At 67.2% G+C, this 21,255-nt stretch carries 19 protein-coding genes; 9 read left to right on the forward strand and 10 right to left on the reverse strand.

Annotation, left to right across the window (positions count from 1 at the left end):
• Positions 1-72: 72 nt before the first annotated feature.
• The 3 genes from EKM57_RS04750 to EKM57_RS04760 are packed head-to-tail and all read right to left on the reverse strand — an operon-like array spanning position 73 to position 4,461.
• Complete coding sequence (locus tag EKM57_RS04750; protein WP_129791323.1) at positions 73-1,419, reverse strand: peptide MFS transporter; 1,347 nt, start codon at positions 1,417-1,419, stop codon at positions 73-75.
• On the reverse strand, positions 1,416-2,426 hold the full coding sequence (locus EKM57_RS04755) for a dipeptide epimerase (protein ID WP_129791324.1): 1,011 nt from the start codon (positions 2,424-2,426) through the stop codon (positions 1,416-1,418). The genes EKM57_RS04750 and EKM57_RS04755 overlap by 4 nt, the downstream gene beginning before the upstream one ends.
• A 40-nt stretch (positions 2,427-2,466) precedes the next feature.
• Positions 2,467-4,461 carry a serine hydrolase domain-containing protein gene (locus EKM57_RS04760; RefSeq protein WP_129791325.1) on the reverse strand — a complete coding sequence of 665 codons (1,995 nt, stop codon included), beginning with the start codon at positions 4,459-4,461 and terminating at the stop codon, positions 2,467-2,469.
• Between the two features lie 147 nt (positions 4,462-4,608).
• Here EKM57_RS04760 and EKM57_RS04765 point away from each other — a divergent pair, with 147 nt between their 5' ends.
• From EKM57_RS04765 to EKM57_RS04775, 3 genes are all read left to right on the forward strand, one after another.
• Positions 4,609-5,355, forward strand: a complete 747-nt coding sequence (locus EKM57_RS04765; RefSeq protein ID WP_129791326.1) for a helix-turn-helix domain-containing protein — start codon at positions 4,609-4,611, stop codon at positions 5,353-5,355.
• 231 nt (positions 5,356-5,586) lie between these two features.
• A complete protein-coding gene (locus EKM57_RS04770; RefSeq protein ID WP_129791458.1) occupies positions 5,587-6,111 on the forward strand; it encodes a DUF1993 family protein in 525 nt (174 codons plus the stop codon).
• A 93-nt stretch (positions 6,112-6,204) separates the two neighbouring features.
• Positions 6,205-6,753: a sugar O-acetyltransferase gene (locus tag EKM57_RS04775; protein ID WP_129791327.1), complete on the forward strand. Its 549-nt coding sequence runs from the start codon at positions 6,205-6,207 to the stop codon at positions 6,751-6,753.
• Positions 6,754-6,836: 83 nt separating this feature from the next.
• On the opposite strand, the gene EKM57_RS04780 is transcribed toward EKM57_RS04775, so the two are convergent.
• On the reverse strand, positions 6,837-7,625 hold the full coding sequence (locus EKM57_RS04780; protein ID WP_165357177.1) for a hemerythrin domain-containing protein: 789 nt from the start codon (positions 7,623-7,625) through the stop codon (positions 6,837-6,839).
• 148 nt (positions 7,626-7,773) lie between these two features.
• Positions 7,774-10,317, reverse strand: coding sequence for a PAS domain-containing protein (locus EKM57_RS04785; RefSeq protein WP_165357178.1), 2,544 nt, complete (start codon positions 10,315-10,317; stop codon positions 7,774-7,776).
• A 250-nt stretch (positions 10,318-10,567) separates the two neighbouring features.
• On the opposite strand from EKM57_RS04785, the gene EKM57_RS04790 reads away from it, so the two are divergent.
• Both EKM57_RS04790 and EKM57_RS04795 read left to right on the forward strand, forming a co-directional pair.
• Positions 10,568-12,733 (forward strand): TonB-dependent siderophore receptor, encoded by a 2,166-nt coding sequence (locus EKM57_RS04790; protein WP_129791330.1) that lies wholly within the window; start codon positions 10,568-10,570, stop codon positions 12,731-12,733.
• Positions 12,734-12,744: 11 nt separating this feature from the next.
• Positions 12,745-14,004: a PepSY domain-containing protein gene (locus EKM57_RS04795; RefSeq protein ID WP_129791331.1), complete on the forward strand. Its 1,260-nt coding sequence runs from the start codon at positions 12,745-12,747 to the stop codon at positions 14,002-14,004.
• 19 nt (positions 14,005-14,023) lie between these two features.
• Here the strand turns inward: EKM57_RS04795 and EKM57_RS04800 are convergent, their stop codons facing one another.
• Positions 14,024-14,896, reverse strand: coding sequence for a LysR family transcriptional regulator (locus tag EKM57_RS04800; RefSeq protein ID WP_129791332.1), 873 nt, complete (start codon positions 14,894-14,896; stop codon positions 14,024-14,026).
• Positions 14,897-15,011: 115 nt separating this feature from the next.
• On the opposite strand from EKM57_RS04800, the gene bla reads away from it, so the two are divergent.
• The 4 genes from bla (at position 15,012) to EKM57_RS04820 (ending at position 19,174) form a co-directional block, all read left to right on the forward strand.
• Positions 15,012-15,917 carry a subclass B3 metallo-beta-lactamase gene (gene bla / locus EKM57_RS04805; RefSeq protein WP_129791333.1) on the forward strand — a complete coding sequence of 302 codons (906 nt, stop codon included), beginning with the start codon at positions 15,012-15,014 and terminating at the stop codon, positions 15,915-15,917.
• A 198-nt stretch (positions 15,918-16,115) separates the two neighbouring features.
• Positions 16,116-16,928 carry an alpha/beta hydrolase gene (locus EKM57_RS04810; RefSeq protein WP_129791334.1) on the forward strand — a complete coding sequence of 271 codons (813 nt, stop codon included), beginning with the start codon at positions 16,116-16,118 and terminating at the stop codon, positions 16,926-16,928.
• 99 nt (positions 16,929-17,027) lie between these two features.
• A complete protein-coding gene (locus tag EKM57_RS04815; protein ID WP_129791335.1) occupies positions 17,028-18,359 on the forward strand; it encodes a cyclopropane-fatty-acyl-phospholipid synthase family protein in 1,332 nt (443 codons plus the stop codon).
• A 395-nt stretch (positions 18,360-18,754) separates the two neighbouring features.
• On the forward strand, positions 18,755-19,174 hold the full coding sequence (locus tag EKM57_RS04820; RefSeq protein ID WP_129791336.1) for a hypothetical protein: 420 nt from the start codon (positions 18,755-18,757) through the stop codon (positions 19,172-19,174).
• Between the two features lie 141 nt (positions 19,175-19,315).
• On the opposite strand, the gene EKM57_RS04825 is transcribed toward EKM57_RS04820, so the two are convergent.
• From EKM57_RS04825 to EKM57_RS04840, 4 genes are all read right to left on the reverse strand, one after another.
• Entirely contained in the window at positions 19,316-19,651 is a 336-nt protein-coding gene (locus tag EKM57_RS04825) for a hypothetical protein (protein WP_129791337.1), read from the reverse strand.
• Positions 19,629-20,075, reverse strand: a complete 447-nt coding sequence (locus tag EKM57_RS04830; protein ID WP_129791338.1) for an META domain-containing protein — start codon at positions 20,073-20,075, stop codon at positions 19,629-19,631. The genes EKM57_RS04825 and EKM57_RS04830 overlap by 23 nt, the downstream gene beginning before the upstream one ends.
• Before the next feature lies 1 nt (position 20,076).
• Positions 20,077-20,628, reverse strand: coding sequence for a hypothetical protein (locus EKM57_RS04835; protein ID WP_129791339.1), 552 nt, complete (start codon positions 20,626-20,628; stop codon positions 20,077-20,079).
• Positions 20,629-20,804: 176 nt separating this feature from the next.
• A complete protein-coding gene (locus tag EKM57_RS04840) occupies positions 20,805-21,215 on the reverse strand; it encodes a GreA/GreB family elongation factor (protein ID WP_129791340.1) in 411 nt (136 codons plus the stop codon).
• Between the last annotated feature and the right edge of the window lie 40 nt (positions 21,216-21,255).

Raw genomic sequence — 21,255 nt, forward strand, 5'->3', positions numbered from 1 at the left:
CTCCCTCGGCGTTTCTATATCTCGTTGGGACAATAGGATCCTGAGCAGAGAATTGTCAAACGCTTCCGGCGGTCACCTGCCGCTGCGCATCATCGGCTCGGGCGACACCGCATCGCGCGTTTCGCGAGACGCCAGCACCCGTCGCGCCGGGCGGTCGAGCGCGAGGAGCAGCGCCGCTGCGGCGCTCGCAATGACGCTGAGCAGGACGAAGAAGGATGCCTGGCTCATGACGCTCCAAAGGGTGCCGACCAGTCCCGCCGTAAGGCTGCCTGCGAAGATGGCGAGGAACCAGGCCGCGACGGTCGTCGCGCCGAACCGCGGCGGCGCGAGCCGCGCGAACAGCCCTAGTCCGTTGGGGAGGATGTAGAGCTCGCCCAGGGTGAAGATGAGGAAGAAGCCTGCCAGCCAAAGCCAGCTCGCCCGCCCATCCCCCGCAAGGGCGGAGGCGACGGCCAGCAGGGCATAAGCGGACGCGACGATGATCGCGCCGATCGCCATCTTCTGCATCGTGGAATGCTCGCGCCCGGCCGCCGCCCGATGCTTCCAGCGGGCGAGCAGGGCAGGCGTTAACAGGATGACCAGCAGCGGATTGAGCGACTGGAACCAGGTCATCGGAATGGTGAAGGCGCCGGCGGCGCGATCGACGCCTTCGGCCGCCCACAGCGCCACCGTGTTGCCGACCTGCTCGTAGGCGCCCCGGAACACGGTAACCGCGAGGCCGACCGCGAGCAGCAGTGCATAGACCTGTCTGCCCGTCGGAACCGGCGCCGGCTGCGCCGGCCTGGCTGCCGCCCGCGGCGCCTCGGGCGGCAGATACTTGCCTCCCGCGACATAGATGAGCAGGCCGACGAGCATGCCTATACCGGCCGCCCCGAAGCCCCAGTGCCAACCATATAGCTCGCCCAGCGTGCCGCAGATCAGGGGCGCCAGGAATCCCCCCAGGTTCACGCCGACATAATAGACATTGTAGGCCCAGGGCCGGCGCGGATCGCCCGCGGAATAGAGATCGTTGATCTGGCTCGGCAGGGTGGGGAGGAAAAGCCCGTTGCCGAGCGCGATCGTCGCCAGCGCGAAGTAGAAAGCCGGCTCGAACGCCATCATGAAATGGCCCGCCGCCATGATTGTCGCGCCGGAGATCACGGCCCGCCTCTTGCCGAGCCAGCGATCGGCGATCGTGCCGCCGACGATCGGCGTGAAATAGGCGAAGGCGGTGTAGAAGCCGTAGATGAGGGAACTGGCCTCCTGCTCGAGCAGGAGGGATCGGGTCATGTAATAGACCAGGAGCGCCCGCATGCCGTAGTAGGAGAAGGTCTCCCACATGTTGGTGAGGAACAGGATGGTGAGGCCGCGCGGCTGGCCGAACCAGGTCAGTTCTCCGGGATGTTGCGGGCGGTGACTCGCCGCCCCGGCGTCGCTCACGCCGCGACCCTTGCGCCGCCGCCCCAAACTTCGTCGCTGCAGAAGATCTCACCGTCCCGATAGGTGACGCTCGGGCTTCGGTCGGCGGCGAGGAAGATGGGCCCGTCCAGGTCGACATAGTCGCACAATTGGCCGAGCAGGAAGCCCGGGGCCATGGCGAGGCTGGTGCCGACCATGTTGCCGACCATCACGCCGAGGCCGAGCCGGCGCGCTTTCTCGGCCATCATCAGGCCCTCCGTAAGGCCGCCGCACTTGTCGAGCTTGATGTTCACGATGTCGAACCGGCCGGGGAGGCCGCGTATGTCGGCCAGCGTGAGCGCGCTCTCGTCGGCCGCGATGGGGATTGCCGACCGATAACCTTCGAGATCGGCCTCGCTGCCCCGGGCGAGCGGCTGCTCGAGCAGGGACACGCGCTGGTCCATCAACCCGGAGACCAGGCGGTCGAGGTCCCGGCGGGCAAAGCCCTGATTGGCGTCGACGCCGATCCATACGTCGGGACGCGCATCGCGCACCGCCTTCACGCGCGCCAGATCGAGGTCGAGCTCGCCGGTAAGCTTGATCTTGATCGCCCTGGCACCTTCATGACCTCGCGCTCCGGCCGCCATGGCTTCGGGCGCGTCGGCTCCCAGCGTGAAGGTCGTGACCAGCGGCTTCATCGAGGGAAGGCCCGCCAGCTCCCAGGCGGCGCGGCCGGCCTGCGCCGCCTCCAGCTCCCACATGGCGCAGTCGACCGCGTTTCGGGCGCCACCGGCCGGCATCAGCGCGCGCAGGTCCGCGCGATCCGCCCCGCCTTCGATCGCCTCGCGGTATCGCTCTATTTCGCCGAGCATGTGGTCGAGGTCGTCTCCGAGATAATAAACGCCCGACGCCTCGCCGCGACCGTGGTGCGGACCCTCGGTCAGGGTGACGACGATCGCGTCGGTCGCCTCGAACACATAGCCCGAGATCCGAAACGGCGCGGCGAGCCGAAGCTTCTCCGCCCGGACCTCGAGGGTCCGCTGCGCCATCAGCGTCCCTCCCGGTGGCGCCCAATTGTCCGCCCCGGCATCAGTAGTTGGTCCCGAAGTCGAGCATGTTGAAAGCGAAGCCGACCCAGATCACGATCACCGCCGCGAACAGCAAAGCGACGCTCCAGGCTTTCGCCTTCCAGCCCGGCTTGCTCCGCCACACCGACCACAGGTTCCACAGGATCGCGGCCAGCCCCCCGAAGAAGGCGATCCAGGTGAAGAGCTGCAGGACGATGATCACCCCGTCGAAGGCGGCGCTGAGATTGACGAGATCCCCCATCATCATGGAGATGGCCGCGACCCAGCCGATCACCGCGAGGAGCATTGCCAGGGCGCCGATGCGGCTCGCCCGATAGGCCTGCAATTCCCTTTTCTCGAGCGCCAGCTTCGCGCCGAACCGGCGGCGCACCACCGCCCGGATCGGCCAGAGCAGGGCGGTCAGGAACAGGATGGCGAGGCTGGCGATCAGCGCGGGCATCAGCCAGGCCGTGTCGCGATGCCACGGCGTACGGTCGAGCACGATGAAAGGCGCGAAGCCGTCCAGGCTCCACCGCACGATCCGGCCGTCTTCGACCACCGCGGCGAGCCGCTCGTGGCTGTTCAGATCGTGCCAGACGAAAGGCTGGACCTCCACCCAGTCGCGCGGTTGCCCGTCAAGGCCGGTGGCGAGCGGGACGATGAGCTCGCCATCGGCTCCGAGGCTGACCTTCACCTGACTGAGCAGCTCGACGATGTTCAGGAAGTTGGACTTCGAACCGCGGGACATCACCCAGGTTCCGGTCATCATCCGCGCATGTTCGGCGGCCGTCTCGGGGTCGACCCGGCGGGTGTCGGCCGGGGCCGGGAAGTAGCGGTCGGCGAACTGCTCGAAAAGGGCGTTCCTCAGGTTGCTGACGGCGCCCTCGCGGCCGCTGCTGTTGAACGATACGAACAGGCCGACATTGTCGTCCATGAAAAGGTGCAGGTAGGAATGGAAGGCGATCGTGTCGCCGCCATGGCCTATCACCCGACGGCCGTTGATGCTGGTCTCGTAAAAGCCGAGCATCATGCGGTTGAGCGGCCCCACGCCGGGCGCGGCGGTGGTGTGCATCAGCCGGGCCGTCTCCGGCCTCAGCAGCCCTGCGCCATTGTTGAGGTGGGCGACCATGAATCGCGCCATGTCCTCCCCGGTCGCAGACAGGGAGCCGGCCGGTCGCGGGCCGACATGCTCGAACGGGACGGGCTCGCCCGACGCCTGGCTGTAGCCGGTCGCGGCCATCGGCTGCAGCCGGTCCGGCAAAGGCTGGCGGAAGGAAGAGTTGGCCATGCCGAGCGGCTGGAAGATGTGGCGCTCGACATAGGCGTCGAACGGCTCGCCCGACACGCGCTCGACGATATAGCCGGCGAGGCTGGTGGCGTAGTTGGAATAAGCCGGCGTCTCGCCGGCCGGGAAGACCCGCTCGGGAGTCCACCGCTTCAGCAGCTCGACATAGTCGGTCACCCCGTCGGGACTGGTCGAGATGATGTCCTTGACCTGCTCCTCGAAGCCAGGCGTGTGCGTCATCAGGTGGCGGACCGTGATCGGCTGTCCGTCGCGCGGCGGGATCTCGAAGTCGATATAGCGGTTGACGTCGGCATCGAGGTCCACTCGGCCCTGCTCGACCAGCTGCATCACCGCGGTCCAGGTGAACAGCTTGGAGATCGATCCCGGTCGGAAGAGTGTGCGCGCCGGATCGACTGGTGTGCGACGCTCGACGTTGGCGAAACCGAAGCCGCGCTGAGTGAGTATTTGGCCGTCACGGACGACGACGACGACGCCCCCGGCGATGTCGCCGGTTCCGAGCGCGTAAGGCAGGAATCCGTCCAGCCAGGCGTTGACGTCCTCGGCTGTGAGCTGGCGCGCGCCTCCCGGCGCGGCGGGGGCGGGCGGCCGCGGCGCGCCTTCCTCGACCCTTTCTTCCGTTACCGGTGGTTCGAGCGGCGAGGTACGCTGCGCCGCGGTGCCTATTCCGATGAGGGCGATCGCCCCGGCGACCAGGAACTTGAATGCGCGCATTTCACCCCTCCCTGCATTGGCACGGCCGTTTGCCTCGTGCCCGCTGTGCGGCTAAGCTTACCGAACCTAAGCAGACTTTAACCTGTACGGGACATAATGTCCTAGTTGGAAAATTTGTCAAACACGCGATTGAAAGGACGATCGGGAATGGCGGCGGACCAGCCGACCTTGGGCAAGCTGCTGCGGGGCCTCAGGACCCGAAACAGCTGGACACTCAAGCAGATGAGCGATCGCAGCGGCATTCCGGTGTCGACCCTATCCAAGGTCGAGCATGACCGGCTGACGCTGACCTACGACAAGCTCCAGCAGCTGAGCCAGCGACTCGGCATCCGCATGTCCGAGTTGTTCGCCGAGCCGGCGGAAGGGGCGGAGGCGGTGGTCACTGCGCGGCGCAGCATCGGCCGGACCGATCGAGCGATCCAAGTGACCACGCCCAACTACGACTATCACTATCTCTGCCCGGAGTTGAGGCGGAAGCGCATGATCCCGGTGCTGACAAGGATTCGGGCAAAGACCGCCGAGGAGTTCGGCGAGCTCGTCAGGCATTCGGGTGAGGAATATATCTACGTCCTGGAAGGCCGGATCGAGGTGCATACCGAATTTTACGACCCGGTCGTCCTGGAGGAGGGCGAATCGATCTACATCGATTCGCAGATGGGCCACGCTTACGTCGTCGCGGAAGATTGCGACGAGGCGGTCGTGCTCGGAGTCTGCTCCAGCGCCGACGAAGGATTGATGAACTCGTTGATGAGCCTCCACGGAACCGACAGGGCCGAGGGCGAGGGCAGGGTCCATCTGCCGGATCGCCGTCCCCAGCGTCGCAACGCGACGGCGTCTCCCCAGCGCACGAAGCGCGACGGAAAGTCTCCGACTCGAAAGCTGGTGGAGGGATAAGCGCGGCTTGCCGAGACTGAAGGGAAGCCGCGCTCATTCACGGCCGCAACGGGATAACTCGACCTCATTTTCGTCGCCCTTGCAGGGCCGACGTCGAGCGCACGCGACCGGCCAGCGCAAGACTCTGCCCTTGCCCGGATGTCCGTGCCGCGCGGGCGGTCCTCCGCCCTTGGCGTAGCGGTCGAACCCCTGCACAATGCGCGCGAGGACCACAGCCTGGGACACGCGCTTATGACGTTCACGCTCTACGACGCTTCCGTGCCGATCTTCGTGCGCTCGCTCACCGACATGCGAGCCTGGCTCGACAAGGCGGCGATGGAGAAATCCGAGGCCGATCTGTTCGCGGCGCGTCTTGCGCCCGACATGCGCCCGCTTCCCGCGCAGTACCAGATGGCCTCCGATACGGCCAAGAACGCGATCGGCCGCCTGTGCGGAATCGAGGCGCCGTCCATGGCCGATACCGAGACGAGCTTCGCCGAACTGAAGGAACGCTGCGAAAAGACCATCGCCTATGTCGAGAGCATCGATCCCGCCGCCATAGCCGGGAGCGAAGAGCGGGAGGTGGAGCTGCGCTTCCCCGGCGGAACCGGCTATCGCTGGATCGGCCGCGACTATCTTACCGGCTTCGCGCTCCCGAACTTCTTCTTCCACGTCACGACCGCTTACGCCATCCTTCGCGCCGCCGGCATAAGTCTCGGCAAGCCCGATTTCCTCCAGCACCTCGGCCCGCCCAATCTTGTGCCGGCCGGCTCGTGAGCGGATCGCCAGGGCCCTGCTCGCCGCAACCGCCGCAGTCGCCCTGCACCCAGGGGCCGCCGGCGCCTGCCTGATTGCGGCGGAGCCTTCCGGATGACGGCCGAGAAACGCAAGATGCTCGCCGGCGAGCTCTATCGAGCCGACGATCCCGAGCTCGTCGCGGACCGGCAGCGCGCCGCCGTGTGGATGGACGCCTACAACGCCGCCGGTGCGCACAGCCCGGCCGAGCGGGAAGAGCTCCTGCGCACGCTGCTCGGATCAGTGGGGGAGGGAGCGGAGGTCCGCCCGCCTTTCCACTGCGACTATGGCTGGAACATCCACCTGGGGGGTGGCGCCTTCCTCAACTTCGGCTGCATCATCCTCGACGTCGCACGGGTCACGATCGGCGATCGCGCGCAGATTGGCCCGAATGTCCAGATCCTGGCCGCGGATCATCCGCGCGATCCAGCGCTTCGCGCTCGGCTGCTCGAAATTGGGCGGCCGGTGACGATCGGCGCGAATACGTGGATCGGCGGCGGCGCGATCATCCTGCCGGGAATCACGATCGGCGATGATGCGGTGATAGGCGCAGGAAGCGTCGTTACGCGCGACGTCCCTGCCGGGGCGACGGCGGTTGGAAATCCGGCCCGCGTGCGGAGCTGAGAAACGATGGCCTCGCTGTCCACGGCCTATTCGGCCCGCCTGATTTCCGCCGGCCAGGCCTGACGACTCGAGGGAGCCAACGATCAGAGAAGGTCCGGGTCTGTGAGCTTCGTATCGGCCCGGCCTTCATCCCGGTCGCCGGATCGCGGTTCATCGGCGTTCCGGAGGTCGTCGGGCGCGAGCCGGTAGGCCGTGCCCCGGACGGCATGGCCATAGCCGCGGAACATCGCGGCCTGACTTCGTACGCCGGAATCCTGTCGAGCGCCTTTTCTTCTCCCTCCGGCCGAAGTGAAGGAAAGTGCTTCGACCGTCGCCGAGCCGTGGGGAAGGTCGTTCCGTTTCGCAGCAAGGATCGCGAGCGGCGGGTCTGAGGGCGGCTCGCGGCCCGGCTCAGCGTGGTCCATCATCAACCCGGACCCGAGCGTCGCCATCGTCGCCCCGGCAAGCTTGTCCGCCGACCCCTCGCCGTCCTGCTCGAGCAGCGGATAGAGGATGCGCTCTTCGAAGGCGATGCGTTGGCGCAGACTGGCGATGAGCGCCGCCAATTCCTCGCAATAAGCACGCCAATGCGCCTCGATGGCAATGGCCGTCCAGCGGCGCTCATGTTCGGCCAGCCTGTCCGAGAATGTCCCGCCCTCGGCTTGGAGTTCGGCGAGCGCAGCGCATATCTCGGAACTCACGAACCCCCTCAGCGGATAGATCGCCCAGGCCTCGCGCTTCAGATGGTTCATGACGGCTTCGCGGAACGCGCGCCTGAGCTGGAGAAAGCCGAACGGCTCCGGCGCGTCCGGGAGGTCGGCAATCGCCTCGAGCCTGCGGGCGAGCCGCTCCAAGTGGCGGTGCTCGCCGTACAGATAGTCAACCTGATCCACGCGGATCCCCCGGCCTGCACTCCTGCTGGCACCCCTGCCGGGTGCCTGCCGCGCGTTCGCCCGGTCGACCATACCGTATGAACACGTAATCAGGTCGGCCGGCGGCCTCCTTGCCGCAGGCAGCGAAGCGTGCGGACTGGTTCCGCAGTCATGATTGGGGAGGAACCGAAGGCTCCAGGTTGAAGCATATTGCGGTGCCACCCCCGGCCGCGGGCTCCCACCGGATCCGCCCGCCATGCGCCTCGATGACGGCCCGGCAGATCGACAGGCCGATGCCTGGCCCGTTCGGCTTGGTGGTGACGAAAGGGGAGAAGAGGCTGTTCCGAACCTCCTCGGCCATGCCGCGGCCTCTGTCTTCGATCCGAACCTCCACCTGTCCGTCACCCCCGGCCGCGGCTCCGATCCGGATCGTCTTTCGCGGCGCCCCGGCCATCGCGTCGAGCGCGTTTCGCAGGAGGTTGATCATCACCTGCTGAAGCTGGATGCGATCGGCGCGGACCCATTCCGCTTCGTCGGCGATGTCGATCGCCAGCACGACCTCGGGATGGCCGGCGAGCACCAGCCTGGCCGAATCCTCGACGATCTGACGAAGGTTTTCCCGCTTGCGCTCGAGCGGCCCGTGCAACGCCTGCGTTTTCAGCCGGTCCACGATCTGCCAAGCCAAACGGGCGCTGCTCTCGATCCCCTCGATCGCATCGGCCAGGTGCGCCTTGTCCTCCATGTCGGCCCCGATCGCCCTGCGCAGCCCGCCGGCATAGCTGGTCAAGGCGGCGAGCGGCTGATTGAGTTCGTGGGCGAAGGTCGAGGCCATTGCAGCCATGGCGTTAGTGCCGGCCGCGCTCACCAGCTCATTCTGAAGGCGCCGCAATTCGATCTCGGTGCGCTCCCGCTCCGTCTCGTCGAGCACAATACCCACCAGGCGTCGGGAGCGCGGATCCGCCGCGGCGACGGCATCGCCCAGCGCGAGCAGCCAGCGGACCTCACCGCTCGGATGCACGGCCCGATAGCGGCAGCTATAAGTCGTCCCGATGGCGATCGCGCTTTCCAGCGCGGCTTTCCAGGCGGGAAAATCGTCGGGATGGACACTGGCCGACCAGCTCGCCTGGGGCAGCTCGCGAAGCGAGTCGCCCTCGAGACCGTGCATCTCCAGCGCGCGCGCACACAATCGAACCGTCCCCTCGTCGAGGTCGAGATCCCAGGTGCCGGCACCGGCACCGGCCTGCGCCAGCGCGATCCGCTGGTTCGCCGCCTCGGCCCGCTCCTGCATCGCCTTCAGCGCCGTGACGTCGTTGCCCGAGCCGACCATCCTTGCCGGAGCCCCGGTTCCGGGATCGCGTTCGACGATCCGGCCGCGATCGCGATTCCATAGCCAATCCCCGTTCCGAGCCTTCAGGCGATACTCGCAGGCGAATATCTCGCTGCGTCCGGCCAGATGCTCCGCAAGCTGATGCTCCACTTCCGGCCAGTCGTCCGGGTGGATGAGCTCCCTGATCGCATCGAGATTCTCATCGAGCTCGCCTTGGGCGTAGCCCAGCCGGGCGAGGAAGCGCGGCGACAGCGTGATTCGCCCGGTTGCGATGTCGAAATCCCAGGCGCCGTCTCCGGATGCTTCGAGCGCGAGCCGAAGACGCTCCTCGCCCTGCTCGAGCGCTGCGTTCGCCGTCCGCGTCCCGGTGATGTCGTGGAAGAATACCTGCAGCCCGCCGGCCATCGGCCGGATGCTGACGTCAAGCCAGCGGCCGAGGTGCGGCCCGAAGAACTGAAAGCGTGCTGACCGGCGCTCCTCGGCCGCCGCGTGCGCTTCCAGGTAGAGGCGCGTTCGGGCCGCGCCGGGAAAGACGTCCCACAAGTTCCGCCCGACCATGTCGTCGAGCCCGAACATCTCCTGGGCATTACGGTTGACGTAGGTGATGTTGAAGTCCCGGTCGACGAGGTACACACCGTCGGTCGTCCCTTCGAGCGTATCCATGACCGGCGGAAGCAATTCTTGGCTCGCCAGCTTTCGCCCCGCCGAAAGTCTCTTCGCGCCGCCACGCCCGGGGAAGGGGGCCAGCGCCGCCGCCGTCGGTGTGTTTCCGGGGCTGTCTTCGAGCGGGCTCAACTCGGCGGCGATCGCCATCCGGATCGCCTCGGCCACCGAGGCGGTACCGAGTTCCGTCATCATCATGGCGCGATGCATCTCGACCGTGCGAGGGCTGAGATCGAGGCGCCGGGCCATTTCCTTGTTGCTCATGCCGGCGAGTACGCCGCGCAGGATCTGGCGCTGGCGCTGCGACAGGCCCTGCAGCCGGGCTGCAGCCGCCCTCCGGCCGCGATCCCGATCCGTCGCTCGCTTGGCTTCCTCGATGGCGCGGTCGATTGCGACGATCAGTTCGGTCTCGTCGTACGGTTTCTCGATGAAGTCGACCGCTCCGCCCTTGAGCGCGCGGACAGCGGCGGGAATATCGCCCCGGCCGCTCACGATCACCACCGGAAGGTCCAGCCCACGGGCGGTGAGCTCCGCCAGCACCTGGCCGCCGTCCATGTCCGGCATGCACAGATCGAGCAGGACGCAACCCTCGCGTAGCGGCGTTCGCGCGAGGAATTCCTTCCCGCTCGCGAATACCTGGGTGGAATATCCGTGGCCGCTGAGGAGGAAGCTTGTCGCGCTACGTACCGAGGCGTCGTCGTCGATGATGTAGATGGTCTTCATGGACTCCGGACTGTCGATTCTCGGAAAAAGTCCATGTGAAGCCGTCGTGCCGCCGAGGAAAGTGCGAATGGCGCCGGAACACGCGTCGGCCGCTCGGATCGGCCGGCCCTTCGAACGGCTCGGCTCCGACATGCAGGATAGCCGCGCTGCATCCCGCTTCCGAACACATGCAAGGGTTCGCACTTGACTTATTGCGATCGATTATCATTAGCGGGGGAATTGATAACAGATCGCAAAAGGGGTGGGCGACATGACATTAAGAAGGGCCGCGTGGCTGCTCGCCGGGACACTTACACCCGCGGTGGGTGCGCAGGCGGAAATCGCCGATACGTCATTCGCCGAGACGGAGGAGCATTCAGGGCCGGTTGGTCCGGACGGAGCGGGCGGGCAGGCAGACATAATCGTCACCGGCCGCGCGAGCCGGCTCTACCGAGCGGGAGAGACCGCGAGCGGCAAGCTGCCTTCCGATCCGCTTGGAAGCCCGTTGGTGATCAACGTCATCACCGAGCAGCTCATCCAGGATCAAGGAGCGCGCGATGCGCAGGATCTCTATCGCAACATTCCGGGTGTCAGCTTCTTCAGCTATGCCGGGGTGACGGCGCGCGGCTTCCGCCAGGAGGAGATCTTCTATGACGGGCTGCGTGGCGATCCCTATGCCGGCTTCTCGGTCCCGCAATTGTTCAACATTGCGCGCGTCGAGTTCCTGAAGGGGCCGGCCGGGATGCTTTACGGACCCGGCGCGCCCGGCGGGCTGTTCAATTACATCACCAAGAAGCCCGCGGACGTTTTTTCCGCTTCGGCCTCGGCAGTGCTCGGCAATCGCGACCGCTACGGCGCCTCCGCGGAGATTACCGGTCCGCTCGCCGGCGGGCTGTCCGGCCGCGCCGCCCTGTTCTACGAGGAGCAGGATTCCTTCCGCATCAACGCCGGCAGCGAAACCTTCATCGCCGACGGCGGCCTCAGCTACGATTTCGGCCCCGCCCGCCTGATTGTCCAGGCGACCCGCTACGACCAGGACCTTCCCGGCAACCGGCTGCGCGGCATCCCGGCCGACGATGATGGTCGCTTTCTCGCCGACATCAGCTGGAACCACAATGAGGCGACCGACTTTCTCAACTTGCGCTCGGACGTCGCCCAGGCGCGGCTCGAGGTGGAACCGCTCGCCGGCGTGACCTTCGACGCGACCCTTCGCTACAATGACGCGTTCGAAGAGCAGCAATATCACGAGCCGCGCGGCCTGTTCGATTCCGACGGCGACGGCGTCGTCGATTCGAGCACCCGCGAATTCCGTGACCAGATGCGCTGGCAGGAGACCTGGTCGTTCGGAACCAACGCCGTGTGGAGCGCCGACGTGGCCCCGAACGTGCGCAACCGAGTCCTGATCGGGTACGACCGGTTCACCGGCGACTTCGACTTTCGCGGCCGCAGCCTGCGGGGCGCAACCGTCGACACGCCAGGCCTGCCGGGCCCGATCAGCCTGAGAGATCCGGTCTACGGCCGCACCGACCCCAACACCTACAACCAGATCCCGTTCACCGTCACCGACACGTCGCAGGAGCGCGAGGGCTTCTACCTTCTCGACGAGCTCACGGTCGGGCCGGTGATCGCAGTGCTGGGAATCCGGCACGACCGATTCGACGATCGCGACGGCGCCGACCGCTTCAGCGACAGCGACGAGACGGTCCGCGCCGGTCTCGTCTATCGCGTTACGCCGGAAGTGTCGCTGTTCGGCCATTATGCCGAGAGCTTCCAGCCGCAGGACATTTCGAGCCAGAATCCGCTCGCCGGCGGCCCGTTCGCCCCCACCGCAGGAGACATTGTCGAAGGCGGGGTGAAGACGGCCCTGATGGGCGGCCGCCTCCAGTCGACCCTCGCGGGCTACCGGATCCGGCGGACCAACCTCCTCCAGGCGGATCCCGACGGCGATTCTGGAAATGACGGCGTCGACGATCTCGTCGCGTTCGGGGAGATCACCTCCAAGGGAATAGAGTTCGATCTCGCCGCCGACATCACCCCGAATTGGGTCGCGGTCGTCGCTTATGCCTATAACGACACGAGGATCACCCGCGATTCCGGCACCGGCGGCGGCTTCTCCAACAATGTCGGCGACCGCTTCGCCAATGCGCCCGAGCACACGCTGGGCTTTTGGACCCGCTACCAGTTCCCGCGGCCCGGCATCGCCGTCGCGCTCGGCGGCGACTATGTGTCCGAGCGGCTCAGCATCGATGGTCAGAGGGTTCGGCCCTACATGATATTCGACGCGTCGCTGATCTGGGAGCGCGGGCCGTGGCGCGCGCTGCTGCGCGTCGACAATCTGCTGGACAAGACCTACGCCGCGTCGGGCTTCATCGAGCGCTCGGGTCATTTTCCGGGCGAGCCGCGGACCGTCTTTCTCGAGATCGCACACCGGTGGTAGGGCCGGCCGCCATGGCTCGGAGCGACCCCGCCGGCGCCGGAACCGGTGCCCGCGATTCCGCCGCCGCGGCGCCGGCGACCAAGCGCGCCCGCTTCTGGTGGCTGGTTCACCAATGGGCCGGCCTGAAATTCTCCGTGCTGCTGAGCTTCGTCCTGCTTACCGGTACGCTTGCCGTGTTCAGCGCCGAGCTCGACTGGGCGACGCGGCCGGCGCTGCGCGTCGACCCGGCCAGCGTGTCCGGTTCGGTGAACTTTCCGGCGATCGCGCGGGAGGCGGCGAGAACGCGGCCGGATCACCGGTTCCGGTCGATCGAGGCTCCGCCGGCCCGCGCCTTCGCCGCGACCGTCACTGCCGAAAGACCCGACGGCAGCCTCGTCTTCCTCTACGCCCACCCGATCACCGGCGAGATCCAGGGGGAGGGCCACTGGGTCGGCGCCAAGCGCGTGCTGAGGAACATGCACCGTCACCTGAACATGCCGATATGGCTCGGCGTGCCGATCGTCTCCTCGCTGGCGCTGCTGCTGCTGGTCAGCTTGGTCACGTCGCTGATCGTCTACAAGAAATGGTGGCGCGGCTTTGCGCGGCCGATTCGCACGCGCGACGCTCGCACCGGAATCGGCGACTTCCACCGGCTCGCCGGCGTCTGGAGCCTGTGGTTCGTGGCACTGATGATCCTCACCGGCTTGTGGTACCTAGCCGAGGAGGTCGCGGCCGGAGCGCCGCCCGCGCCGCGCCCGGAGCTCGCCGCCGTCCCCATGCCGGTGCAAGCGCTCCCGGACCGACTCGCCGCCGGTCTAGCCGCCGCCCGCGCCGCCGATCCGGACCTGCGGATCGAGCGGATCGCGTTCCCCACCGACAGCCTTGGCGCCTTCAAGTTCGAAGGGCAGAAGGCGGCGATCCTGGTGCGCCCGCGCGCCAATGCCGTGTGGACCGATGCGCGCAGCGGGGCGCCGGTCATGCTCGCCGACGCCCGCGACATGAGCGTTCATCAGCGCATTGCCGAGGCGGCCGACCCACTCCATTTCGGAACCTTCGGCGGCTACTGGACCAAGATCCCCTGGTTCCTTTTCGGCTTGCTGCTGACCGGCCTCTCGATTTCGGGCGTCATGCTCTATGCGATGCGTATCGGCCGGTCGAAGCGCCTGCGCGGCGAGGGCAAGGGCATGCTTGCGCGCGGCTGGATGGGCATGGGTCCCTGGCGATGGCCCGCGACCGCGCTCGTCCTGGTCTCCTTCATCCTGCTGCCGACGCTCTTTTCGGTCGGGGATTGAGGCGCGGAGCGTTCACGGTCTAGCCGTGCGCCGCCGCGCCCTTGATCCAGTCGCGAAAGGTCCGCATCGCCGAAGTGTCCTGCCGGGACATCATCCGCGTCAGCCAGTAGGCGCCGCAATCGACCTCGATGTCGAAGGGGCGGACGAGGCGTTCGGCGAGCAGCTCCTTCTCGAACATCGCCACGGGCGCGAGCGCAACGCCTCGGCCTGCGATCGCCGCGGCGACCATCGACGTCGAGCTGTCGAAGACCATGCCCCGGAGCGGGGGGCAGCCCGCCCCGGCCGCGTCGAACCAGCGAATCCATTCGTCGGGGCGGTAGGAGCGCAGCAGTCGCTCTCCCGTCAGGGCGCCGGGCCCGGTCAGCCGCTCCGCCACCGCCGGCGCGCAAAGCGGAGTAAGCGGCGCCGCCATGATCAGGTCGGCATGTGTCGCATGCCACGCACCGTCGCCGAACCGGATCGCGAGATCCAGCCCTTCGCCCGCCAGGTCGACCCGATTATTGTTGGTCATGATCCTCAGGTCGATCTGGGGATGCTCGCGCGTGAAGCGGTCGACGCGGTCGAGCAGCCAGCCGACAGCGAAGGTACCGACGACGCCGACCGTCAGCACCTCGCGCAGTCGTCCGTCGGCATAGCGGTCGAGAGTCGATCCGATCCGTTCGAAAGCATCGGCCAGCACGGGAACGAGCGCCTGTCCCTCGTCGGTGAGCGCGAGGCCGCGGGGAAGGCGTCGGAACAGAGGCATTCCGAGGCGGCGTTCGAGCGAGGCGACCTGATGGCTCACCGCGCCCTGGCTGACGCACAGTTCGATGGCGGCGCGGGTGAAGTTCAGATGCCGGGCGGCGGCTTCGAAAGCGCGCAGGGCATTGAGGGGAAGCTGAGCTCGATCCATCGATCAATCATGAGATGATCTCATAACTCTGTCGAGGAATGATTGATTGTCGCCGATGGAGGCCCGCGCCATTTTGCCTGAGCAGGTGGCCGACAATCTTCACGGGAGACGAGACATGCGATTCATCATGAGCCTGATTGGGGTCACGCTGGCCGCCGCGGCGCCTGCGCAGGAGGTGGACGATCCGCTTGTACGCCCGATCGCACCCGAGCAGGCGAGCAAGTGGCTGACGCCGCAGCCACCAACCCGTATCTTCGGCAACACTTATCTCGTCGGCTTCGGCGGGCTGAACGTCGCGCTGATCCGCACCAGCGCCGGGCTCATCCTCATCGACGGAGGTGTGCCGCAGGCGGTGCGGCGGATCGAGGACAATGTGCGAAGCCTCGGATTGGACCTGCGCGACATCAAGCTCATCCTGAGCACCGAGCCCCATTGGGATCACGCCGGCGGCATTGCTGCGCTCGAACGGGACACCGGTGCCACCGTGGTGGCGAGCGCGTCGGCGGCGCAGGTTCTTCGCACAGGGCGAAGCGGGCCGGACGATCCGCAGATGGCGTGGCTGGCGAGCTTTCCCCCGGTGCAGCGCGTTCGTGCCGTCCGGGACGGCGAGGCGTTGCGCCTGGGCGACGTCACCGTGACCGCCGTCGCAACTCCGGGCCACACACCCGGCTCGATGAGCTGGACCTGGCAGTCGTGCGAGGGGGAACGGTGCGCCCGGGTCGTGTTCGGCTCGAGCCTGAATCCGCTCGCCGCCGACCCTTACCGGTTCTCGGCACCGGTGAACCGCGCTCATCTCGCCGCCTTTCGCCATACTCTGGAACGTCTGCGTTCCCTCCCGTGCGACATTCTGTTGACCTCTCATCCGGCCCAGTCCGACGGGGAGTCGAAGGTCGAGCAATTGCGGGAGCGGCCGGAACACAATCCCTTCTTCGATCCGCGGGCCTGCCGTGCTTATGCCGACGGGGCCGAGCGGAAGTTGGACGAGCGTCTGGCAGAGGAGGCGGCGGGTTCCACGCCATGAGCGAGGCGCAGGAGGCGCTGGCCCTGTCAGTGAGCGCCTCCCTTGCCCCCTGCGTGAGCGTTGCCTTTGTCTTCGCGACGCAATGAACGCCCCGGCAGAGCCGACCATACCAAGGTGTTAGCGTGCGAGCCGAGCGTAGAATGAACGGGAGCACGAGGAAGGCTTATCCTCTCGCCATGATCAGGGAGGAGTTTCGCCATGTCCAAGACCGTCATGCTCATCCACGGCGCCTGGCTCAATTCTGCGAGCTGGGCGGGTTTCAAGGCGCGCTATGAGGCAAAGGGATTCACGGTCCTCGCGCCGGACTGGCCGCTCGATGACCGGCCGCCGGCGGAGCTTCGGGCTGCGCCGCATCCCGGGCTCGCCGGCAGCGGCCAACGTGCCATCGTCGATCATTACGAGCGGATGATCCGCGCCCTCGCCGAGGAGCCGATCTTGATCGGCCATTCGCTCGGTGGCGTTCTCGTCCAGCACCTGCTCGGCCGCGGTCTCGGTGTCGCCGGCGTTGCGATCGATCCCGCGCCGACGCCTGGCGTGCCGCTCTATCCCCACGCCATCGTCTCGGCGCTTCCGGTTTTCCTCGATCCGCTGAGTTTCCGGCGACTGAAGACGATGTCGCGCCGTTACTTCCGGCGCCGCTTCGCTCAATCCGTACCGCCGGAGCAGAGCGGCGCAGTCTACGACCGCTACATCGTGCCGACGGCAGGCAAGGTCTATTGGGACGGAATCGTCAATCCGCTCAGGATCCGCTGGGACAATCCCGATCGCGCGCCGCTGCTGCTGATCGGCGGGGGGAGGGATCTGATCGCCGATGCCGCCATGACACGCGCCATCTACCGCAAGCAGAGCCGTGCTCCGTCGCGGACGGACTTGCGCATTTTCCCCGACCGCTCGCATTGGACCTGTCTCGAGCCCGGCTGGGAGCAGGTCGCCGATCTTGCGCTGGACTGGGCGGTGGACCATGCGCGTGTGCCGAAGGCCGTTCGGGCCGATCGGCCGATCGCGGCCTGACGTGCGAGAGACGGGCGCCACAAGGCCGCCATGGTTCGGCCGTACGAGCGGGCGCGTCAGACAGGCGAATCGGATCCGCGAACCGGAAAGGACCAGATCGTGTGGATTCTCGACAGGATGCTTCGGCGCTTCCTTCATCGTGGCGAGCTCACCATCGTCGATCATGACGGCAGCGTTCATCGGGTCGGGGCGCCCGCGGCCGGGATCGAGCCGGTTTCGATCCGCCTCACCGATGCGCGCGTTGCGCGCGAGATCGTGCGCAGCGTTCAACTCGGCACCGCCGAGGCTTACATGGATGGCCGCCTCCTGTTCGAGCGCGGCGACATATTGGCGCTGATACGGCTGGTCAGCGCGAATCGACGCTGGGAGGATGCGCCGCCGCCGCCGGAGTGGCGGAGGCGGCTGGGTGCCATCCGGGGCTATTTCGCGGCCCGCAATCACGAGGCCAGGGCGCGCCGCAACGTTGCGCACCATTACGACATCGGCAACCGGCTCTATGCCCTCTTCCTCGACGAGGACTGGCAATATAGCTGCGGCTACTTCACCGATCCGGCCAACGGGCTCGACCAGGCGCAGGCCGACAAGAAGGCGCACATCGCGGCCAAGCTATTCCTGCAGCCGGGTCAGAAGGTCCTCGACATCGGTTGTGGCTGGGGCGGAATGGCGCTCTATCTCCATCGGCACTACGACGTCGACGTGCTCGGCGTCACATTGTCGGAGGCGCAACTTCAGGTGGCGCGCGAACGCGCCGCCGCTGCAGGCGTCGCGGACCGGGTGCGGTTCGAGATGCTGGATTACCGAAACGTGACCGGTCAGTTCGACCGCATCGTCTCGGTCGGAATGTTCGAGCATGTCGGCGCCGCGCATTACGATGCCTTCTTCCGCCGGTGCGCCGAGCTTCTGGTGCCGCAGGGCGTGATGCTGCTGCACACGATCGGCCGCTTCGACCATCCCAAGTCCGGCGACCCCTTCGCCGACAAATATATCTTCCCCGGATATCATCTGCCCAATCTGTCGCAGATCATCCAGGCGAGCGAGCGCAGCCGCCTCATCGCCTCCGACGTCGAGACGCTCCGGCTCCATTACGCCCTGACTCTCGGCCATTGGCTGGATCGTACCCGCGCACACCGTGCGGACATCGTCGAAATGTATGACGAGCGCTTCTTCCGCATGTGGGAGGTCTATCTCGCGGCGGCGCTTGCGATGTTCGAGACCGGGGCCGGCTGCGTATTTCAGGTTCAATATGTCCGCCACCGTGGCGCGCTGCCCATCACCCGCGACTATATGGAGGCCGAGGAGCGGCGGCTGCGCGCCGGCGCTCAGGCTATGCCTCCGATCGAGCTCGCACTTTCCGAGCCGGAGCCGGCGGCGGATATGCCCGGCCGGACCGACCTCCGCAGCGTCCCGGCCGAGATACAGACGCCGCAATAAGCGGCCGCGAACAACCCTCGCCGGAATGATCGCCGCTCCACGCATGGGAGCGGAAGGCCGCGCGAATCGCACCGCACGGGCGAGGGCGCCGGACCGGGCGGCCAATGCGGTCGTCGACCTCCGATCGCCTTGCGGTTGCCCCCGCCGAGACCTACCTTCGATTCATGATGAAATTCTCCGTCGTCGGGCGGTTTCGGCTGCACGGGAGCAGCCTGATGTCGCGAACCTTGCCCTCGGTGCGCGGCTTCTAGCCGCCGCCGAGGGTCGCTCAGCCGGTCCGGTGCCAGACGCGCCACCTCGGGCTCCGTCGCCATAGGCGCGATGGCGCGCGGTAGCCGGGCCATTCCCGGACGATTCACGAAAGCGCGGGCCGACGGCCGGCGCGGGAGCATATCATGTCATTGGTCATCGACGAATCCGCCCGGACGATCCTCGCCCGGTCGCTTCCCCTGCTGCAGGCGAACAAGCACGCTATCGAAGAAGCCATGGAAGCCAGCTTCCGGACGGCTGGCGAGCGCGAGGAAGGCTTCGGGGACGCCGGGACCGCCGCTACCTCGCTCGTCGAGATGCTGATCGCCCAGGGGCGCCATCTGGCCGACACCGGTCGAACGAGCGGGGTCAAGGGGACGCTGGTCGCGCAGCGCGCGCTCGGAATCACCGGGCGCCATTATTCACGCTTCGGCGACGCGCTGGTGGCCGTCCTCGGGGACGTCCTCGGGCCCAACCTTCCTCATGAGGTGCGTTCGGTCTGGTGCGACGCCTTCTGGGTGATGGTCCGGGCCATGACCGCATCCGAGGAAAAGGTCGAGGCCTGACGCGAGCCGCGGTTCGGCTTGGTGGCGGCCGACATATCCGATGTGCCGGAGCGCTTCGGTCGCGCAGGCTCCCAGAGCCGGTGGGCATGAGCGCGCGGATTCCGGACGTGGGGCGATCGCGGCTCGTGCCCGCGAGGCCCTCTAGCTGACGGCACGGCAGCGCATCGGCGTCATTCGACCGACGGTATAGGTCAGCGCCTGACCGCGCCCGCGTATCGAATGGGTCGACGATTCGTACCAGAAGCCGGTGAGCGCGCGGCGCCTCTGCAACTCGACCGGCGGCCCTCCGGGTGTGATGAGCCGCGCCCGGCCGCCCTCGAAGATTACCGTGAGGCGGGGACCTCGCTCGCAGACGTAGGTGACCCGGCCGGTCTTGGGCGCGGTGGCGCAACCTGCCGCGAGCAGTGCTCCGGCGGCCGCTGCCGCCGTCCACGCGCTGGGACGGAGCCGGCCTTCAGCCCACCGGAGCCCAGACATAGTCTCCTCCATCCATCATCAGATTGAGGTGAAGGCGGCCATCGGCGATCACGAACGTCCGCACGTTTGAGAGGTCCGCCGGAAGTCGTTCGATCTGCCCGGGCGGGCAGGCGGCCATCGTCGATGCGAGCGGCTGGATCGTAACCCTTCCTCTGGTCTGCGCGGCGTCCGGGGACGACCAGCTACCCGTGCCGCGATTGCAGGAAAGTTGCATCGACGCCGTGCCGTCGCGGGCCAGGAGCAAGGTATAGCTTTCCTCCGGCCCCGGTCGGACATTGCCGATCGCGTCCTTCGACGACTCGAAATGAACCAGGCGCCATTCCGTCCCGACCAGTGACGGGCCGGAAGGGGAGGGAGGCGTCGCGCAGCCAGGCTGCAGCAAGGCCGCCCCAGCCGCGACGAGCGAGATGACGTGCGCGCGCATCTCAGAAGGCGGCCCGGGTACAGAGCAGATCGGCCAGGAAATTGCGCCCGCCCACCGTTTCCTGCCGGTGATAGCCGGCGCCGTTCCAGCCGCGCGACCGGCAGAAGGCGCGGGCACTGTCGGCCGCGCACGCTGCCGCGCCCGATGCGCAGGAGATGACGCGGCCCCGCCCGTCGCTGGGACGTGGGAAGAATTCGGCGCTCATGCCGCGCAGCGACTCGCCGCCGCCGGGCTCCGGCAGCATGATGGCCGTCGGGCGCGCGGACGCGACCGCCCAGCGGACATTCGCGACGTTCCGGGAAAGCCGATTGCAGGGGCCGCGAAATCGCGTGCGCGAGCACAGCTCCCATTGCTCGCCGGAGGCGACACGCGCGCTTCGAACCGCCCAAGGGACTCGCACGGTCTGCCGCTCGCCGCTGATGACGAACGTCTGTCCGCGAAAGCCGATCTGGCTGAACAGGATTACTTCGCCGCGATTCTGCGCCGGCACCGGGGTCGAAAGGAAACAGGTGCCTGCGGCGGCGGCACAAAGGGCAAGGGTCAGCTTCCGCATCTCTTCCTCCATCGCCGTGGCGTCCCCGGCTGCCCGTTACCGAGCGCGCGACCCATCGGCGGGCTGCCCCGCTTGCGCCTCCATCTCCCGAACGGGTGCGCCATGGCATCGGGGGAAACCCCGATTTGTCCGGCCGAGTATGCCGCTCGGCGCTGCCGGCCGAGCGCGGTGGTCCGTCAGACCGGTGGATCGACCGAGACGAGCGTCAGCAGGCGTTCGCCGCCATGACCGTCCGGCCAGGCGATGGACTGTCCGGCCGAGAGGCCGATCAGCGCCGCGCCCGCCTTCGTAAGCACCGAGATGGCGCCTTTCTCGATATCTGCCTCGTAAGGCAGGACGAGCTTCACGCGGTGGGTGCGGCCGGTGCTTTCGCTGATGAACTCGACGTCCGATCCGATCCGCACCGTGTCCGACGGCAGCTGCCGCGACGCGACGATTTCCGCGCGGTCGATCTCCTCGAGAATGAGCCGGGACAGCTCCGGTGATTGCGGCTCGATCACCAAGGCGAGATCGGCGAGGAGGTCGGCCTCGGCGTCGACGAGGCGAATGGGCGGCTTTGCCGCAAGGCTGCCTGCGGGCAGGTTCATGATATTGTTCCTTTTGGAAAAAGAGGCACGTCCCGGCCGA

It is taken from the genome of Sphingosinicella sp. CPCC 101087, assembly GCF_004151485.1.
Taxonomy (GTDB): Bacteria; Pseudomonadota; Alphaproteobacteria; order Sphingomonadales; family Sphingomonadaceae; genus Allosphingosinicella.

Coding starts and splice junctions, on each gene's coding strand:
- EKM57_RS04755 (WP_129791324.1), bottom strand. CDS start 2,426: ATGGCGCAGCGGACCCTCGAGGTCCGGGCGGAGAAGCTTCGGCTCGCC.
- EKM57_RS04760 (WP_129791325.1), bottom strand. CDS start 4,461: ATGCGCGCATTCAAGTTCCTGGTCGCCGGGGCGATCGCCCTCATCGGA.
- EKM57_RS04765 (WP_129791326.1), top strand. CDS start 4,609: ATGGCGGCGGACCAGCCGACCTTGGGCAAGCTGCTGCGGGGCCTCAGG.
- EKM57_RS04770 (WP_129791458.1), top strand. CDS start 5,587: ATGACGTTCACGCTCTACGACGCTTCCGTGCCGATCTTCGTGCGCTCG.
- EKM57_RS04775 (WP_129791327.1), top strand. CDS start 6,205: ATGACGGCCGAGAAACGCAAGATGCTCGCCGGCGAGCTCTATCGAGCC.
- EKM57_RS04785 (WP_165357178.1), bottom strand. CDS start 10,317: ATGAAGACCATCTACATCATCGACGACGACGCCTCGGTACGTAGCGCG.
- EKM57_RS04790 (WP_129791330.1), top strand. CDS start 10,568: ATGACATTAAGAAGGGCCGCGTGGCTGCTCGCCGGGACACTTACACCC.
- EKM57_RS04795 (WP_129791331.1), top strand. CDS start 12,745: ATGGCTCGGAGCGACCCCGCCGGCGCCGGAACCGGTGCCCGCGATTCC.
- EKM57_RS04800 (WP_129791332.1), bottom strand. CDS start 14,896: ATGGATCGAGCTCAGCTTCCCCTCAATGCCCTGCGCGCTTTCGAAGCC.
- bla (WP_129791333.1), top strand. CDS start 15,012: ATGCGATTCATCATGAGCCTGATTGGGGTCACGCTGGCCGCCGCGGCG.
- EKM57_RS04810 (WP_129791334.1), top strand. CDS start 16,116: ATGTCCAAGACCGTCATGCTCATCCACGGCGCCTGGCTCAATTCTGCG.
- EKM57_RS04820 (WP_129791336.1), top strand. CDS start 18,755: ATGTCATTGGTCATCGACGAATCCGCCCGGACGATCCTCGCCCGGTCG.
- EKM57_RS04825 (WP_129791337.1), bottom strand. CDS start 19,651: ATGTCTGGGCTCCGGTGGGCTGAAGGCCGGCTCCGTCCCAGCGCGTGG.
- EKM57_RS04830 (WP_129791338.1), bottom strand. CDS start 20,075: ATGCGCGCGCACGTCATCTCGCTCGTCGCGGCTGGGGCGGCCTTGCTG.
- EKM57_RS04835 (WP_129791339.1), bottom strand. CDS start 20,628: ATGCGGAAGCTGACCCTTGCCCTTTGTGCCGCCGCCGCAGGCACCTGT.
- EKM57_RS04840 (WP_129791340.1), bottom strand. CDS start 21,215: ATGAACCTGCCCGCAGGCAGCCTTGCGGCAAAGCCGCCCATTCGCCTC.